Genomic DNA, 15,102 nt, shown 5'->3' with positions numbered 1-15,102 from the left:
ACCCAGCGACGTGCCGCCCGACGATGTGTCGCGCCCCGCCGGATGGGGCACGGCGGCGCCATGGCCGACCAGTTCACGTTCACCGACCCGACCACGATGTACCGCACCGACGGCTTCCCCGAGCAGACCCAGGACGCCCCCGGCCTCGTGCAGGACCTGCAGCCCGGCGCTGACCACGGCGAGCAGAGCTACCGAGGCACCGGCCGCCTCACCGGCCGCAAGGCCCTGGTCACCGGCGCCGACTCCGGCATCGGCCGCGCCGCCGCGATCGCCTTCGCGCGGGAGGGCGCCGACGTCGTCCTGAACTACCTGCCCAGCGAGCAGTCCGACGCCGAGCAGGTGGCGGAGCTGATCGAGGAGGCGGGGCGCAAGGCCGTGCTGGCCCCGTCCGACATCGCCGAGGAGTCCGCCGCCCGGGCCCTGGTGCACACCGCCGTCGACCAGCTCGGCGGGCTGGACATCGTCGCCAACATCGCCGGCAAGCAGACCTACGTCGACGACCTGGCCGACCTGACCAGCGAGCAGTTCGACCGGACCTTCAAGACCAACGTCTACGCGCTGTTCTGGATCGTGCAGGAGGCGCTGCCGCACCTACCGGCCGGCGCGACGATCATCAACACCAGCTCCATCCAGGCCTACCAGCCCTCCCCCGGCCTGGTCGACTACGCCACCACCAAGGCCGCGATCAACACGATGAGCAAGGCGCTGGCCCAGCAGCTCGCGCCCCAGGGCATCCGGGTCAACGTGGTGGCGCCCGGCCCGTTCTGGACGCCGCTGCAGGCCTCCGGCGGCCAGCCCACCGAGGCGCTGCCGGAGTTCGGCCAGGAGACCCCGATCGGGCGCGCCGGGCAGCCGGCCGAGCTCGGCCCGGTCTACGTCTTCCTCGCCTCGCCCGAGTCCAGCTACGTCTCCGGCGAGACCCTCAACGTCAACGGTGGGATGCCGACCCCGTGACGCCTGAGCACCAGACCCGGCGCCGCCCCGCCCTGCACTGGGGCGCGGACGGCGCCGCTGTGCTCACCGTGACCGACGCGCTCGGCGCCGACTGAGCGGTGCGTGCCCGGCCGGGCGCGGACGGTGCGCACGCACCGTCCGCGCCGTCCGGCAGCGTGTTGCCGGGCGGCGACGGTGCGGGTCGGCGAGGACCCTCGGGGTGACGGCAGTGCCGTCCGGGCACCGCCAGGGAGGGGGCCGCCCGATGCACGCCAGGACCACCACCGTGCGCGGCGACCCGGCCGCGGTGGACGACGGGATCGCCTACGTCCACGAGGCCGTCTGGCCGATGCTGCGCGGCATGAGCGGCTGCGTCGGGGTCTCGATGCTGGCCGACCGGGACGCCGGCCGCTGCATCGTGACCGCGGCCTGGGCCACCGAGGAGGCGATGCGCGCCAGCGCCGTCCCGGTCGGTGAGCTGCGGGACCGCGCGGCCGAGGTCATGCGCGCCGACGCCATGCACGTGGCCGAGTGGGACATCGCCGTCCTGCACCGGCTGCACCCGACCGGTGAGGGTGCCTGCGCCCGGGTCGTCTGGACCGAGAGCGACCCGGCCCAGCTCGACCGGGTGGTCGACGCGGTCGGCATGAGCCTGCTGCCGCGCACGGCCGACCTGCCCGGCTTCTGCAGCCTGAGCCTCCTCGTCGACCGGGCCACCGGCCGCGCCGCCACGACGACCACCTACGCGGACCGAGCGACGTTCCAGCAGTCCCGGGACATCGGCTCGGCCATCCAGGCCGACGTCGCCGTGGCGATGGGCATGCGGACGACCGAGGTGGCCGAGTTCGACCTCGCCCTGGCGCACCTGCGCGTCCCCGAGCTGGCCTGACCGGTCGCTCCTCCTGCCCCGACCGGCGGATGGTGGCAGGGTGCAGGGTCGGTGCCCGATCGGGCGCCTGGTCCGGAGCACCACCACGGGCCAGCGACGCCGACGACAGGGGACGACGTGCAGCCGCGGGTGCTCGGCGGGCGGTACGAGCTCACCTCGCTGATCGCCACCGGCGGCATGGGCCAGGTCTGGCAGGCCCGTGACCGGGTGCTGAGCCGGGACGTCGCGGTCAAGCTGCTGCGCAGCGAGTACACCGGCGACCCGACGTTCCTGGCCCGCTTCCGGGCCGAGGCGCAGCTGGCCGCCGGCCTGGTGCACCCGAACATCGCCACCCTCTTCGACTACGGCGAGGTCCCGCCGGCCGCCCCGGGCGAGGAGCACCTGGCCTACCTGGTCATGGAGCTGGTGCGCGGTGAGTCGCTGTCCGGGCTGCTGCGCCGCGAGGGCCGGCTGCCGGCCGACCGCACCCTGGAGGTGCTGCGGCAGAGTGCTGCCGGACTCGGCGCCGCGCACGCCGCCGGGGTGGTGCACCGCGACGTCAAGCCGGGCAACGTGCTGCTCGGCGCCGACGGCACGGTGAAGATCACCGACTTCGGGGTCGCCGTCTCCGGGTCCAGCGTGCCGCTCACCCAGACCGGCCAGGTGATCGGTACCCCGCACTACCTCTCCCCCGAGCAGGCGCAGGGCGCCCGGGCCACCCCGGCCAGCGACGTCTACGCCCTGGGCCTGATCGGCTACGAGTGCCTCGCCGGCCACCGCCCCTTCGACGCGGACAGCTCGGTGCAGGTCGCGTTGATGCAGATCCGGGACACCCCGCCGCCGCTGCCCGGCGACGTCCCCCCGCCGGTGCGGGCGTTCATCGACGCCACGCTGGTCAAGGACCCCGCCGCCCGCTTCCCCGACGGCGCCGCCGTCATCGCCGCGATCGACGCGGTGCGCGCCGGGCGCCCGCTGCCCCTCCCGGCCGGCGACGACCGGACGACGGTGCTGCCCGCCGACGACGACCGGACGACGGTGCTCCCCCCGGCGGCCGCCCAGACCTCGGTGCTGCCGGCGGTCGGCGCGGCCGCGGGGGCTGCCGCCACCGCCCGGCCCATGCCCCCGCTGCGCCTGCCCCCCGAGTCCGAGACGGGGGCGCGGGCGGCGGGTGCACCGGCCGACCGCCCGGCGCGCCGGTGGCGGCGGGTGCTCGTCCCGCTGATCGCCGTCCTGGTGCTCGCCGGGCTGGTGTTCGGCGGACTGCAGCTGGCCGGCCGCGACGGCGACGACCCCGCCGCCGGCACCAGCACGTCCCCCGGCTCGACCGGCCCGAGCGCCACCCCGTCGGCGACCGCCGAGCAGGTCACCATCGACTCCGCCGACTACGAGGGGCGGCCCTACCCCGGCGTCCAGGCCGACCTGACCGCGCTGGACCTGCAGGTGGAGCTGCTCCCGGTGACGACCGGGGACGCCGAGGACGGCGACGTCCTCTCGGTCAGCCCGGACGGCCGGCTCTCGGCCGGCACCACCGTGACCGTCAGCTACGCCGTCGCCCCGGCGGCGACCCCGACACCGTCGCGGCAGCCGGTGCCGGTCCCCAGCATCACGCCCGACTCCGGCGACTCCGGGAACGAGGTCGAACCCGACGAGGACGAGCCCGACGAGAACGAGGGCGGCGGCAACGGCACCGAGGGGAACGGCAGCGAGGGGAACGGCAGCGAGGGGAACGGCAGCGAGGGCGGCGGCAGCGAGGGCGGCGGCAACGGGAACGGTGGCGGCAACGGCGGGGGGAACGGCCAGGGCAACGGGAACGGCTGACCCGACCGCACCCGCTGTTGCCCCTCCCGCCGACGCCCGGCGCAGGGGAGGATGAGCGCGTGCAACCGGACGGGCAGCTCCTCGGCGAGCGCTACGAGCTGCTCGGGTCGATCGCGGTCGGCGGCATGGGCGAGGTGTGGCGGGCCCGGGACACCCGGCTGAACCGGGACGTCGCCGTCAAGGTGCTGCGCCGGGAGTTCACCGCCAACCCGACGTCGCTGGCCCGGTTCCGCGCCGAGGCCCAGCACTCCGCCGGTCTGCTGCACCCCAACATCGCCACGCTGTTCGACTACGGCGAGGTGCTGCCCGGCGCGACCGGCACCGAGCACCTGACCTACGGCACCGAGCACCTGACCTACGGCACCGAGCACCTGACCTACGGCACCGAGCACCTGGCCTACCTGGTGATGGAGCTGGTGCGCGGCGAGTCGCTGTCCGGGCTGCTGCGCCGGGAGGGCCGGCTGCCGGCCGACCGCACGCTGGAGGTCATGCGGCAGGCCGCCGCCGGTCTCGCCGCCGCGCACGCCGCCGGGGTGGTGCACCGCGACGTGAAGCCGGGCAACGTGCTGCTGTCCGCCGACGGCGCGGTGAAGCTCACCGACTTCGGCGTCGCGGTCTCCGCGGCGAGCATGCCGCTCACCCGCACCGGCGAGGTGCTCGGCACCGCCAACTACCTCTCCCCCGAGCAGGCGCAGGGTCTGCGGGCCACCCCGGCCAGCGACGTCTACGCCCTGGGCCTGGTCGCCTACGAGTGCCTGGCCGGGCACCGCGCGTTCGACGGCGACGACGCGCTGGCGGTGGCGCTGCGCCAGGTGAACGAGACCCCGCCCCCGCTGCCGGACGACGTCCCGGCCCCGGTGCGCCGGCTGGTCGAGCAGGCGATGGCCAAGGACCCGGCCGCGCGCTTCGCCGACGGTGCCGCGCTGCACGCCGCGGTCGACGACGTCCTCGCCGGGCGGCCGGTCGGCGGCGCGGCCGGGGAGCCCCGCACCGCGGTCATGCCGGCGCTGCGCGCCGAGGAGCCGGCCGTGCGCCGGTCGGTCACGCCGGTGCCGCCCTTCCCGCCGACCCGGTCCTTCGCCGTTCCCGGCCCGGGCGCCACCGGCCGGCACCACGCCGCGGAGGAGCCGGCCGACCAGCAGGTCGCCGATCTGCCCGACCTCGACGACGAGGAGCTCGACGACCTGGAGCGCCGGCGCCGCTGGCCGATGGTGCTGGCCGCGGTGCTCACCCTGCTGGTGGTCGCCGGGGGCACCGTCACCTTCCTGCAGTTGGCCGGCGACCGGCGGGCCGAGCAGGCAGCTCCCCCGATGACGAGCTCCCCGGCGACGTCGACCGCGCCGGTGGTGACGCTGATCAGCCTCTCCACCGCCGACCACGTCGGCCAGCCGGTCACCGATGTCGAGGCGAGCCTGGTCGAGCGCGGACTGCAGGTGGCCCGGCAGCCGCTGGAGACCGACGACGTCCCCGACGGCCAGGTCATCGCGCTCAACCCGGTCGGCCAGGTCATGCCCGGCACCGTCGTCACCCTCACCCACGCCGTCGCCCCACCACCACCACCACCGGCGCCCGCCCCCACGCCGACACCGGAGCCGGCGCCCGCCCCCGCGCCGGCGCCCGACCCGGCCCCGGTGGAGGACGACGCCGAGCCCACCGAGGACGACGGCGAGCGCTGGGACGGCGAGGACTGGGAGCGCTGGCTTGAGGAGAACTGGGAGGGCTGGGAGGACCGCCGCGGACGCCAGGGCGGCTGAGCCCCCTCACCAGGGGAGCCAGGGTGACGCTAGGTTGACAAAGCGCCTTGCCACAGCGGCAAACTGACCGGCATGTGCGACGTCGACGCGGTGCTGCAGGCCGTCGGACCCCGGCTGCGCGCGCTGCGCCAGCGCAGGGACACCACGCTGACCCAGCTGTCGGAGACCACCGGCATCTCGATCAGCACCCTGTCCCGGCTGGAGTCCGGCCAGCGCCGGGCCACCCTGGAGCTGCTGCTGCCCCTCACCCGGGCGCTGCAGGTGCCGCTGGACGAGCTGCTCGACGAACCGCCGTCCCCGGACCCCCGGGTCCAGCTGCGCCCGGTCCAGCGGCACGGCATGACCATGCTGCCGCTCACCCGCCGACCCGGCGGGCTGCAGGCCTACAAGATGATCATGCCGCCGGGTCACCCGGTCGAGGGCACGGAGCTCAAGACGCACGAGGGCTACGAGTGGCTGTACGTGCTCAACGGCCGGTTCGTCCTCTTCCTCGGCGACCAGCGGCTGGAGCTCACCCCGGGCGAGGTGGTGGAGTTCGACACCCACGTGCCGCACGCGCTGACCAACCCGGGTCCGGCACCGGTCGAGCTGCTGGCGCTGTTCGGACCGCAGGGCGAGCGGATGCACGTCCGCGCCCGCCCACGGTCCAGCGGCCAGCGGGACGACGACTGAGGCGGCCGGCGCCCCCTACCGAGCGGGTCGCGCCGAGAGGTGGCCGAGGTCGCCGGCTCACCGTGCGAGGTGGCCGGTACTCCGTGAGGCTGGGGCGAGTTGGCGCCTGAGACCACGGGCCTGCTCCCCTCGACCCTCCGGAGATCCGCCGTGCCCGATCGCGAACCACAGGAGATCGCCCAGACCGCTGCCCAGACCGGCGCGAAGAAGACCCGCCGCAGCTGGGACAAGGTGCTCGTCAGCGCCTTCCTGGCCGGTGCGTACATCGCCTTCGGCGGGCTGGTCGCCATCGTCGTCTCCTCCGGGCTGGACCCGGAGACCTGGGGCACGCTGCCCACCCTGTTCACCGGCGCGACCTTCACCCTCGGGCTGGTGCTCGTGCTGATCGCCGGCTCCGACCTGGCCACCGGCAACATGGCACTGGTCCCGCTCGGTGCGATGCGCGGCAAGATCAGCGTCGGCGACGTGGCGAAGAACCTCTCGCTGGTGCTGGTCGGCAACGTGATCGGCGCGCTGTTCGTCGCCTACTTCCTGGCCGTGCAGACCGGGGTGATCGGCGATGCCGATGCCACCGGCACCGGGGGGCTCACCTACGAGCGGCTGGCCTCGATCTCCGAGGGCAAGGCGCTGGGCGAGTCGGCCTGGCAGACGTTCCTGCGCGCCGTGGGCTGCAACTGGCTGGTCTGCCTGGCGGTCTGGATGTCGCTGGCCGCCAAGGAGGTCTCGGGCAAGATCCTGGCGATCTTCTTCCCGATCATGGCCTTCGTGGCGATGGGCTTCGACCACGTCGTGGCCAACATGTTCTTCCTGCCGGCGGCGATCTTCGCCGGGGTGCCGGACATCGGCTGGGGCGACGTGGGCCTCAACTGGCTGCTGGCCGGGGCGGGCAATCTGGTCGGCGCGGTGATCTTCGTCGCGACGTCCTACTGGTACCTGTTCCTCAAGGACGCCCCGGACGAGGCGGAGACCTCCGAGAACACCCGCACGCCGGACGCCGAGCGCGCCTGATCAGGCGGCGGGGCCGTCGCGGGGGTCGACGACCTCGGTCGCCCCGTCCTGCTCGGTGGCGGCCAGCTGCTCCTGCTCACGCCGGAACCGCCGCGACTCCAGCACCACGTAGCCGAACACCACGACCAGGGCGAAGCTGAAGAACGCCTCACCCGCCTCGCCGTCGAACAGGTGCTGCACCAGCTGCACGACGTTCCAGGCGGCGGCAGCGGCGGCTGCCACCTGGACGCCGACGTGACCGAACCACTCGGGGCGGGTGGGAGCAGCGGACATGCCCCCGAGGCTAGCCGGGCGGGGAACGCAGCACCGCGAGCCGCGCTGCGCCCCGGCCTCCGGTCGGAGAGGGTGGGGTGGTGAGCACCGAGCGAAGCGGCAGTGGATACGTCGAAAAGGGCCAGGAGTACCAGCGCGACCAGAACTACATCACCGACCGGATCACCGCCGACGGCTCCAGCGGCTGGCCGGTCGAGGCCGGCCGGTACCGGCTGGTGATCGCCCGGGCCTGCCCGTGGGCCAACCGCGCGGCGATCGTCCGGCGGCTGCTCGGCCTGGAGCAGGCGATCTCGATGGGCATCTGCGGGCCCACGCACGACGAGCGCAGCTGGACCTTCGACCTCGACCCGGACGGGCGCGACCCGGTGCTGGGCTACGAGCGGCTGCAGCAGGCGTTCTTCGCCCGTGACCCTGAGTACCCGCGCGGCATCACCGTCCCGGCGATGGTCGACGTCCCGACCGGGGCCGTGGTCACCAACGACTTCAAGCAGATGACCCTGGACTTCTCCAGCGAGTGGACCGCGTTCCACCGGGACGGCGCCCCCGACCTCTACCCCGAGCACCTGCGGGCGGAGATGGACGAGGTGATCGAGCGGGTCTTCACCGAGGTCAACAACGGCGTCTACCGCTGCGGCTTCGCCGGCTCCCAGCACGCCTACGACAAGGCCTACGACCGGCTCTGGACGGCGATGGACTGGCTGGAGGAGCGGTTGACCACCCGGCGGTTCCTGATGGGCGACACGATCACCGAGGCCGACGTCCGGCTGTTCACCACGCTGGCCCGGTTCGACGCGGTCTACCACGGCCACTTCAAGGCCAACCGGCAGAAGCTGACCGAGCTGCCGGCGCTGTGGGGCTACGCCCGCGACCTGTTCCAGACCCCGGGCTTCGGTGACACCACCGACTTCCCGCAGATCAAGGAGCACTACTACGTGGTGCACGCCGACATCAACCCGACCCAGATCATCCCGCTGGGCCCGGACACGTCGGTCTGGCTGACCCCGCACCACCGCGAGCAGCTGGGCGGCCGCCCGTTCGGCGACGGCACCCCGCCCGGACCCCCCGTCGACGGCGAGGTCGTCCCGCCCGAGCACGGCCCGGGCGGCATCGGCCACCGCTGAGCACGTCGCTCCGACCGGCTCCCGGTCGGAGCGACGCCCAGCGGCGCGCGTCAGCCGTCCTCGCCCTCGCCGCCCTCGCCCTCGCCGCCCGTGCCTTCGCCGCCGCCCTCACCTTCGCCGCCCTCGCCGCCCTCGCCGTCGAGCGTGTCCGGACCGATGGTCTCGGGGACGTCGACCGTCGGGACCTCGACCTCGGTGTCCGCGGCGTCGCTGCAGCCGGTGAGCGCCAGGCCGCCGGCCATGAGCAGGCCGGCCAGCGTCTTCGTCGTCGTGCGCATGGTCGTTCCTCCGATCGGACCGACGTTCGGCCCTCCCACCGGCCTGCCCACCGCCGGGCCAGGTCATGCGCCGGCCGGTCGCCGGTCCCCGAGGCGGCCACCCCGCGCGACGGTGGAACGCGCGGGTCGCCCGCGCACCTGGTTGGCTGACCAGGCGTCCGGACAACAGCGCCCGGTGGCGTCAGGAGAGGCGGCGCAGTGGTGACCACACCGTCCGTCCCGGCCCTCGTGCCCCTCGACGAGCTGGTCCTGCACCTGCCCAGCGCAGGCCCCGACGCGCTGCCCGGGACGACGGCGCTGGCCGCCGTCCTCGGCTACGCCCGCGGGCGGCGGCCGCTGCGGTACCGCTCCCCCAACGAGCGCGAGGGCCGCTGGGTGCAGGTGCCGGCGTTCAGGCACGACCGGTTCGACGCCCGCCCGGTGCCCACCGGCCCGCTCGGGGACGACGACGTGCTGGTCGCCGAGGGGCTGCACGGCCGGCTCGACCCCGACGGCTGGACGGCGGTGCGCCAGTGCCTGGACGACGTGCAGCCGGCCGCCGAGGCGCTCGTCGCGCGGGCTGCCGGCCGGGCGCTCTGGGAGCTGCCGGACGACGAGCTCTCCGTGCTCGGTGAGCCCGGCACGGTCGGAGCGGCGCTGCGTGGGCTCGGCGACCTGCCCGGCCAGCAGGCCCGGTACGTCATCGCCGCCCTGCACCACCGGCACCCGTCGCTCGTGCCGCTGCTGGACCGGGCCACCTGGCTGCAGACGGTGGCGCACCTCCGGGAGGGCGACAGCAGCGTCGCCGCGGTGGTGCACCGCGAGCTGCGGGCGAACCCGGCCGCCTTCACCGCGCTGGAGGCCGCCGTCGCCGAGCTGTTCGGCCGGGGGCTCACCCGGCTGCGGTTGCACGACCTGCTGGTCTGGCTGGCCGGCACCCTGCGGCTGACCACCGCGGTGGCCCTCGGCGAGGCGACCGACGAGTGGCGCCGCCGCCCCGGCGTCAGCGGCTGACCGGGGGCGCCCAGCGCAGCTCGCGCCCGGTCGCACCCAGCAGCCTGTCCAGCGGCGGGGCGTCCGCGGCCACCGGCACGGCTGGTCCGAAGAGGCCGGGCGCCTCGTCGGCGGAGGCGTCGGACCGGTCGCCGACGAACTCCAGGCACACCTCCACGCCGGCCGGGTCGGGGGCGTAGCCGGCGCCGACCGCCACCGCCACGTCCCAGCCGTGCACCACCAGCTCGTCGAGCACCACCCGCGCCCAGACCGGTGCCGGCAGCACCACCCCGGCGCCCTCGGCGACCCCCTCCCAGGCGGCCGGCTCCCGCCAGGCGGCCACGAGCGCACCGAGCTCGTGCGGGATGCGGGTGCGCCAGTCGGCCGGCAGCGCCTCCGCCCCGCCGGCAGGCGGGCCGACGTCCGGCTGCTTCGCCGCCACCATCCGCAGCCCCACGGCGAGCCCGTGGACGTGGGCCAGCAGCGCGGCCACGGAGGTGTCCGCGCACGGCGTGGGATGGGTGAGCTGGTCGTCGCGCACCGCAGCCACCACGCGGGTGAGCTCGGCAGCTGCCGGGCCCAGGTCGAGGTCCGTCGTCGTCATGCAGGTCAGACCGGCCCGGGCCCGGGAACTCACCGCCGGCACGCGCTGGTGCGCCGCCCGACGGGCGCGCACGCTGCTCGAGCTCGACCGCGGGACCCGGCGAGGACGGGCCGATGGCCGGCGGTCGTGTTGGACTGAGCCGGGCTGCGGTGGGCCGCCACTCTCGGGGGCGGGCGGCCCTCCGCAGCCGCCGACACACGGAGAGTCGTGACCCGCCCGGTCACCGCATGCGGCATCAGTCGTCGACCCGCCGTTCCCGGGACCGAGCGAGCACAGTTCGCCCCACGGCAGCGCTGCCGAGGGCCCTGCCGGTGTCCCACTCCCCGGAGAGGAGCCGCAGGTGTACGCACGGACCGCCACGCTGCGAGGCGACCCCAGGCGGGTCGACCAGGCGATCGCCTACGTCCGCGACGAGTGGCTGCCGGCCGCGACCGACCTGGACGGCTGCACCGGGCTGTCCATGCTCGTCGGCCGCCGCACCGGCCGGTGCATCGTCACCAGCGGCTGGGCCGACGAGCAGGCGATGCTGGCCAGCGCGGAGAGCATGCGCCCCGACCGGGCCCGGCTGGGCACGCTGCTCGGTGCGGTGCCGGTGGTGGCGCAGTGGAAGATCGCGGTGCTGCACCGGGCGCAGCCGACCGGCCCGGACGCGGTCTGCCGGCTGGTCTGGAGCGCCCGGCCCGACCCGTCCGCCCTGGACGACGACATCGCCACGTTCCGGATGGCGCTGCTGCCCCGGATCGAGGAGCTCACCGGGTTCTGCAGCGCGAGCCTGCTGGTCGACCGGGTCTCCGGCAACACCGTGCTGGCCGTCGCCTACGCCGACCGGGAGGCGATGCTGGTCGCCGGTCAGCGCGCCGACGCGGTGCGGGAGCAGTACGCCCGGGCGATGGGCGGCCGGATCACCGAGGTCACCGACCTGGACCTGGTCGTGGCCCACCTCCGCGTCCCCGAGACCGTCTGAGCGAGGCCCTGGTCAGCCCACCCCCGTCGCCGGCGGGCGGCGGCCTCCGGCGAGGACGCCCCCGCGCCTGCCCGGAGCGCGCCGGTCAGGCGGTGGGGCGGCCGAGGTACACCACGCCCGTCGCGCCGGGGACGGCGATCTCGGTGAAGCCGAGCCGGGCGTAGAACCCCAGGGCCCGGGTGTTGGCCGGGTCGATGCCCAGGTGCACGCCCGGCGCACCGGCCGCGGCGACCGCGGCACGGAACGTGTCGATCAGTGCCCGACCCCAGCCGGCGCCCTGGGCCGGCGGCAGCAGGTCGACGTGCAGGTGCGCCGGGTGGGCGGCGAGCTCGGGCACGAGCATCCGCTCCGGCCGGTGCAATAGCGCCACCATCGCCTCCTCCGAGGTGCGCGGCGGGTCGGGCGGCTCCGGGTACCGGCCGGCCAGCCGGGGCAGCCACCGGGTCCGCCACGCGGTCACGAAGCCGGCGGTGTCCGCGGTGCCCAGCACGTAGCCGACGACCCGTTCGCCGTCGTCCAGCACGAACGCCCGCTCGGGCTCCAGGTCGACGTAGGGCCCGGCGAACAGGTCGGGCATCAGGTCGTCGGTCGACCACCGGCCCCGGGCGTCACCCCCGGCGTCCGCGGTGCGCACGCAGACGTCGTAGACCGCCGCCCGGTCCGCGGGGCGGTAGGGGCGGACGACGGCTGACGCGGGCGGCACGGGGGTCCTTCCTCACACCACCCGGGTGAGCGCCGGCCAGAGGGCGTCGGGCCCGTCGGCGAGGAGCCCGGCGCCGAGCACCGCGGCCCACGCCGTCTCGGTGCCGGCCTCGTCCCGCCACGACCAGCAGCGCCGGGTGAGGTGGTGCAGCCGGTGCTCCTGGGTGAATCCGATCGCGCCGTGCACCTGGTGGGCCAGCCGGGCCACCACCTCGACCGCCGCCCCGGCGCGCACCTTCGCCGCCGCGCAGGCCAGCACCAGCGACTCCCCCCGCTCCACCGCCTGCACCGCCGCGTCGACCAGCGCCGCCACCGCGGTGACCTCGCCGGCCATCTCGGCCAGCTCCATCTGGATCGCCTGGAACTTCCCCAGCGGCCGGCCGAACTGCTCCCGCTCGCCGGCGTGGTGCACCGTCCAGGCCAGCACCTGCTGCAGCGCCGCGGACAGCTGCACCGCCCGGGCCAGCGCGTACCGGGCCCGCAGCTGCTCGGCCTGGGCCTCGGTGAGCAGCGCACCCGGCGCGGTCACCCCCTGCAGCACCAGCGAACCGCGCGGCTCACCGGCCAGGTTCGCCGCATGGGTGGCCTGCCGGCCGGCGACGTGCACCAGCGCCAGCACCGGGCCGACCGGGCTGGTCGCGAGCACGGCGAGGTGCTGGGCCACCCCGGCCCAGGCGACGTCGGTGGCGGTGCCGGTCAGCATCCAGCTGCCCGGGCCGTCGCCGTCGTCCCGCGGCTCGGCGGTGACCGCGCCGGCCACCGCGAACGACAGCGGCTCCTCCGGCGCCGGCAGGTCCAGGTCCGCCGCGAGGACGGCGGGGGCGGCGACCAGCAGCTGCTCGGCCACCGGCACCGCGGCCGCGCCGGCGGCCAGCGCCCCGACGATCGCCACCGCGTCGGCCAGCTCACCGCCGGAGCCACCGGCCTCCTCGGGCAGCCCCACGCCGGTCAACCCGGCCTCGGCCAGCGCCGACCAGAGCCCGGCGTCCCAGGGCCGCTCGGTGCTGAGCACGAACGGCTCGTGCTTCGTCAGGATGTCCCGGACGGTCTCGACGACCAGGTCCACGTCGCTCATCGGAGTCCCAGCCCTCGTGCCACGATCCCGCGCAGGATCTCGTTGGTGCCGCCGCGCAGCGTGTAGCCCGGCGCGTGCAGCTGCGCCTCGGCCAGTGCCCGGCCCAGCGGGTCGGGCGAGTCCAGCGACGCCGGGACGTCGACCGCCCGGCGCACCTCGTCGATCACGTCGGCCTCGAACGTCGTCCCCACGTCCTTGACCAGCGCGGCCGGGATGTCGGGCAGCTCGCCCCGGTCCAGCGCGCCGGCGATCCGCAGCGACAGCTGGCGCAGCGCGAGCAGCCGGGCGGAGATCCGGCCGAGGGCGGCGAGCTGGGCCGGGTCGGCGGCGCGCCGGGCGAACTCGGCGATCAGCGGGTAGGTCGACAGGAACCGCTCCGGCCCCGACCGCTCGAAGGCCAGCTCCGCGGTCACCTGGTGCCAGCCCGCACCCTCCTCCCCCAGCAGCATCTCGCCGGGGACGACGACGTCGTCGAAGACCACCTCGTTGAAGTGGTGGCCGCCGTCCAGGATGCGGATCGGGTTGACGGTGATGCCGGGCAGCGACAGGTCGACCAGCAGCTGCGACAGCCCGGCGTGCCGGTTGGCCGGGTCGGCCGGCGAGGTGCGCACCAGGGTGATCGCGTAGTGCGAGGTGTGCGCGTTCGACGTCCAGACCTTGGCGCCGTTGACCACCCAGTCGCCGTCGCCGTTGCGGGTGGCCCGGGTGCGGATCGAGGCGAGGTCCGAGCCGCTGTCCGGTTCGCTCATCCCGATGACGAAGTAGCACTCCCCCGCCGCGATCCGCGGCAGGATCTCGGTGCGCTGGGCCTCCGTGCCGTAGCGCAGCAGGTTCGGCCCGGACTGCCGGTCGGCGATCCAGTGCGCCGCGACCGGGGCGCCGGCGGCGAGCAGCTCCTCGGTGACGGCGTAGCGCTCCATCGCCGTCCGCTCGTGCCCGCCGTACCGCTTCGGCCAGGTCATGCCCAGCCAGCCGCGCTCGCCGAGCTTGCAGGAGAACGCCGGGTCGACCCCGGACAGCCAGGTGTCCACGTGCGTGGTGAAGGTGCCGGCGGCCAGCTCGGCGGCGAGGAACTCGCGCACCTCGGCGCGCACCTCCTCCGCGGCGGCCGAACGCGGCGCGGGCGCCAGCGTCAACGAGTTGCTGCCCATGCAGTGCTCCCCACGTCGGTGTGGTGCCCGGTCGGTGCCGGTCCGGTGTCGGTTCTACAGGGCGCGGCCCGGCAGCACTCGTCGGGAGGGTCCGGCGGGCCTTGCGCCCGCGAGGCAGCGGTCGCACGCTCCGGAGATGAACGCGACCCCCCGTGCCGTCGCCCCGGAGGACGTGGCGGTGCTGATCGGACTGCTCGCCGTGCTGGAGGCGCACCTGCTCGCCGGCGACGTGCCCGACCACCTGTCCGGCCGGCTGGCCGAGCGGTTCCGCCGGCTCGGGCTGCTGCCCGAGCCGGGCGACGACGTGGCGCTCCGCGAGGCCCTGGACGCGCTGAACCAGCGGCTGCGCGCCGTCCTCGGCGACCACGAGGCGACGGCCGGCCCCTGACCGGCACGACCGGGCGTGCTGGACTGGACGCCGTCCAGCCACCGACCCCGGGAGCCACCGATGAGCGACCTCTTCGACCTGCAGCGGTTCGTCGACGCCCAGGAGGGCGGCGGCACCTACGACCGGGCGCTGGCCGAGCTGCGCGCCGGGCGGAAGACCAGCCACTGGATGTGGTTCGTCCTCCCCCAGCTGGCCGGCCTGGGCAGCAGCGAGATGGCCCGGCGGTACGCGATCAGCGGCGCCGACGAGGCCCGCGCGTACCTGGCGCACCCGGTGCTGGGCCCGCGGCTGCGCGAGTGCGCCCAGGTGCTCACCGGGCTCGACGCCGACGACCCGGTCGCCGTCCTGGGCGAGATCGACGCCCGCAAGCTGCGCTCGTCGATGACGCTGTTCGCCGCCGTCTCCGACGACCCGGTCTTCGGCCAGGTGCTCGAGCAGTACTGCGCCGGCGCCCGTGACCCGGAGACGACGTCCCGGCTCTGAGCCAGCGGACGCAGTTCGTCCGCAACCACCCCTACGGT

General features: G+C 75.4%; 17 protein-coding genes. 11 read left to right on the top strand and 6 right to left on the bottom strand.

Annotated features, from left to right (window positions below):
* Positions 1-60: 60 nt before the first annotated feature.
* From Q1A09_RS19720 to Q1A09_RS19695, 6 genes are all read left to right on the top strand, one after another.
* Positions 61-954: a glucose 1-dehydrogenase gene (locus tag Q1A09_RS19720; RefSeq protein ID WP_299959014.1), complete on the top strand. Its 894-nt coding sequence runs from the start codon at positions 61-63 to the stop codon at positions 952-954.
* A 244-nt stretch (positions 955-1,198) separates the two neighbouring features.
* Positions 1,199-1,822, top strand: coding sequence for a hypothetical protein (locus tag Q1A09_RS19715; RefSeq protein WP_299959011.1), 624 nt, complete (start codon positions 1,199-1,201; stop codon positions 1,820-1,822).
* 117 nt (positions 1,823-1,939) lie between these two features.
* Entirely contained in the window at positions 1,940-3,619 is a 1,680-nt protein-coding gene (locus tag Q1A09_RS19710; RefSeq protein ID WP_299959008.1) for a protein kinase domain-containing protein, read from the top strand.
* Between the two features lie 59 nt (positions 3,620-3,678).
* Positions 3,679-5,373 (top strand): protein kinase domain-containing protein, encoded by a 1,695-nt coding sequence (locus Q1A09_RS19705; protein WP_299959006.1) that lies wholly within the window; start codon positions 3,679-3,681, stop codon positions 5,371-5,373.
* A gap of 72 nt (positions 5,374-5,445) precedes the next feature.
* Positions 5,446-6,045 carry a helix-turn-helix domain-containing protein gene (locus Q1A09_RS19700; protein ID WP_299959003.1) on the top strand — a complete coding sequence of 200 codons (600 nt, stop codon included), beginning with the start codon at positions 5,446-5,448 and terminating at the stop codon, positions 6,043-6,045.
* Positions 6,046-6,195: 150 nt separating this feature from the next.
* The gene (locus tag Q1A09_RS19695) at positions 6,196-7,053 is read left to right on the top strand and encodes a formate/nitrite transporter family protein (protein WP_299959000.1); all 858 of its coding nucleotides are present in this window, start codon (positions 6,196-6,198) and stop codon (positions 7,051-7,053) included.
* On the opposite strand, the gene Q1A09_RS19690 is transcribed toward Q1A09_RS19695, so the two are convergent.
* Entirely contained in the window at positions 7,054-7,326 is a 273-nt protein-coding gene (locus tag Q1A09_RS19690) for a hypothetical protein (protein ID WP_299958997.1), read from the bottom strand.
* Positions 7,327-7,406: 80 nt separating this feature from the next.
* On the opposite strand from Q1A09_RS19690, the gene Q1A09_RS19685 reads away from it, so the two are divergent.
* Positions 7,407-8,447: a glutathione S-transferase family protein gene (locus Q1A09_RS19685; protein ID WP_299958994.1), complete on the top strand. Its 1,041-nt coding sequence runs from the start codon at positions 7,407-7,409 to the stop codon at positions 8,445-8,447.
* 50 nt (positions 8,448-8,497) lie between these two features.
* On the opposite strand, the gene Q1A09_RS19680 is transcribed toward Q1A09_RS19685, so the two are convergent.
* Positions 8,498-8,725 (bottom strand): hypothetical protein, encoded by a 228-nt coding sequence (locus Q1A09_RS19680; RefSeq protein WP_299958991.1) that lies wholly within the window; start codon positions 8,723-8,725, stop codon positions 8,498-8,500.
* Positions 8,726-8,926: 201 nt separating this feature from the next.
* Between Q1A09_RS19680 and Q1A09_RS19675 the strand changes: the two genes are divergently transcribed.
* Complete coding sequence (locus tag Q1A09_RS19675) at positions 8,927-9,718, top strand: DUF6308 family protein (RefSeq protein WP_299958989.1); 792 nt, start codon at positions 8,927-8,929, stop codon at positions 9,716-9,718.
* Here Q1A09_RS19675 and Q1A09_RS19670 read toward each other — a convergent pair.
* Positions 9,708-10,301 carry a TIGR03086 family metal-binding protein gene (locus tag Q1A09_RS19670; RefSeq protein WP_299958986.1) on the bottom strand — a complete coding sequence of 198 codons (594 nt, stop codon included), beginning with the start codon at positions 10,299-10,301 and terminating at the stop codon, positions 9,708-9,710. The two genes, Q1A09_RS19675 and Q1A09_RS19670, sit on opposite strands and share 11 nt — an antisense overlap.
* Before the next feature lie 340 nt (positions 10,302-10,641).
* Here Q1A09_RS19670 and Q1A09_RS19665 point away from each other — a divergent pair, with 340 nt between their 5' ends.
* A complete protein-coding gene (locus tag Q1A09_RS19665; RefSeq protein WP_299958983.1) occupies positions 10,642-11,265 on the top strand; it encodes a hypothetical protein in 624 nt (207 codons plus the stop codon).
* 85 nt (positions 11,266-11,350) lie between these two features.
* Here Q1A09_RS19665 and Q1A09_RS19660 read toward each other — a convergent pair whose 3' ends face one another.
* From Q1A09_RS19660 to Q1A09_RS19650, 3 genes are read right to left on the bottom strand one after another with little or no spacing between them, the layout of a single operon-like run.
* Positions 11,351-11,968 (bottom strand): GNAT family N-acetyltransferase, encoded by a 618-nt coding sequence (locus Q1A09_RS19660; protein ID WP_299958980.1) that lies wholly within the window; start codon positions 11,966-11,968, stop codon positions 11,351-11,353.
* A 12-nt stretch (positions 11,969-11,980) separates the two neighbouring features.
* The gene (locus tag Q1A09_RS19655) at positions 11,981-13,042 is read right to left on the bottom strand and encodes an acyl-CoA dehydrogenase family protein (protein ID WP_299958977.1); all 1,062 of its coding nucleotides are present in this window, start codon (positions 13,040-13,042) and stop codon (positions 11,981-11,983) included.
* Entirely contained in the window at positions 13,039-14,193 is a 1,155-nt protein-coding gene (locus tag Q1A09_RS19650) for an acyl-CoA dehydrogenase family protein (protein WP_299958974.1), read from the bottom strand. The genes Q1A09_RS19655 and Q1A09_RS19650 overlap by 4 nt, the downstream gene beginning before the upstream one ends.
* A 136-nt stretch (positions 14,194-14,329) precedes the next feature.
* On the opposite strand from Q1A09_RS19650, the gene Q1A09_RS19645 reads away from it, so the two are divergent.
* Positions 14,330-14,581 carry a hypothetical protein gene (locus Q1A09_RS19645; RefSeq protein ID WP_299958971.1) on the top strand — a complete coding sequence of 84 codons (252 nt, stop codon included), beginning with the start codon at positions 14,330-14,332 and terminating at the stop codon, positions 14,579-14,581.
* Positions 14,582-14,641: 60 nt separating this feature from the next.
* The gene (locus Q1A09_RS19640) at positions 14,642-15,064 is read left to right on the top strand and encodes a DUF1810 domain-containing protein (protein WP_299958968.1); all 423 of its coding nucleotides are present in this window, start codon (positions 14,642-14,644) and stop codon (positions 15,062-15,064) included.
* The last annotated feature ends 38 nt before the right edge of the window (positions 15,065-15,102 follow it).

The organism is uncultured Modestobacter sp., assembly GCF_947486615.1.
Lineage (GTDB): Bacteria > Actinomycetota > Actinomycetes > Mycobacteriales > Geodermatophilaceae > Modestobacter.
This window is presented reverse-complemented; position numbering and strand designations above follow the sequence as displayed.

Excerpts from the sequence above, each read along its gene's own strand:
- Q1A09_RS19690 (WP_299958997.1), bottom strand. The coding sequence starts at position 7,326 with ATGTCCGCTGCTCCCACCCGCCCCGAGTGGTTCGGTCACGTCGGCGTC.
- Q1A09_RS19640 (WP_299958968.1), top strand. The coding sequence starts at position 14,642 with ATGAGCGACCTCTTCGACCTGCAGCGGTTCGTCGACGCCCAGGAGGGC.
- Q1A09_RS19650 (WP_299958974.1), bottom strand. The coding sequence starts at position 14,193 with ATGGGCAGCAACTCGTTGACGCTGGCGCCCGCGCCGCGTTCGGCCGCC.
- Q1A09_RS19720 (WP_299959014.1), top strand. The coding sequence starts at position 61 with ATGGCCGACCAGTTCACGTTCACCGACCCGACCACGATGTACCGCACC.
- Q1A09_RS19670 (WP_299958986.1), bottom strand. The coding sequence starts at position 10,301 with ATGACGACGACGGACCTCGACCTGGGCCCGGCAGCTGCCGAGCTCACC.
- Q1A09_RS19645 (WP_299958971.1), top strand. The coding sequence starts at position 14,330 with ATGAACGCGACCCCCCGTGCCGTCGCCCCGGAGGACGTGGCGGTGCTG.
- Q1A09_RS19715 (WP_299959011.1), top strand. The coding sequence starts at position 1,199 with ATGCACGCCAGGACCACCACCGTGCGCGGCGACCCGGCCGCGGTGGAC.
- Q1A09_RS19680 (WP_299958991.1), bottom strand. The coding sequence starts at position 8,725 with ATGCGCACGACGACGAAGACGCTGGCCGGCCTGCTCATGGCCGGCGGC.
- Q1A09_RS19655 (WP_299958977.1), bottom strand. The coding sequence starts at position 13,042 with ATGAGCGACGTGGACCTGGTCGTCGAGACCGTCCGGGACATCCTGACG.
- Q1A09_RS19700 (WP_299959003.1), top strand. The coding sequence starts at position 5,446 with ATGTGCGACGTCGACGCGGTGCTGCAGGCCGTCGGACCCCGGCTGCGC.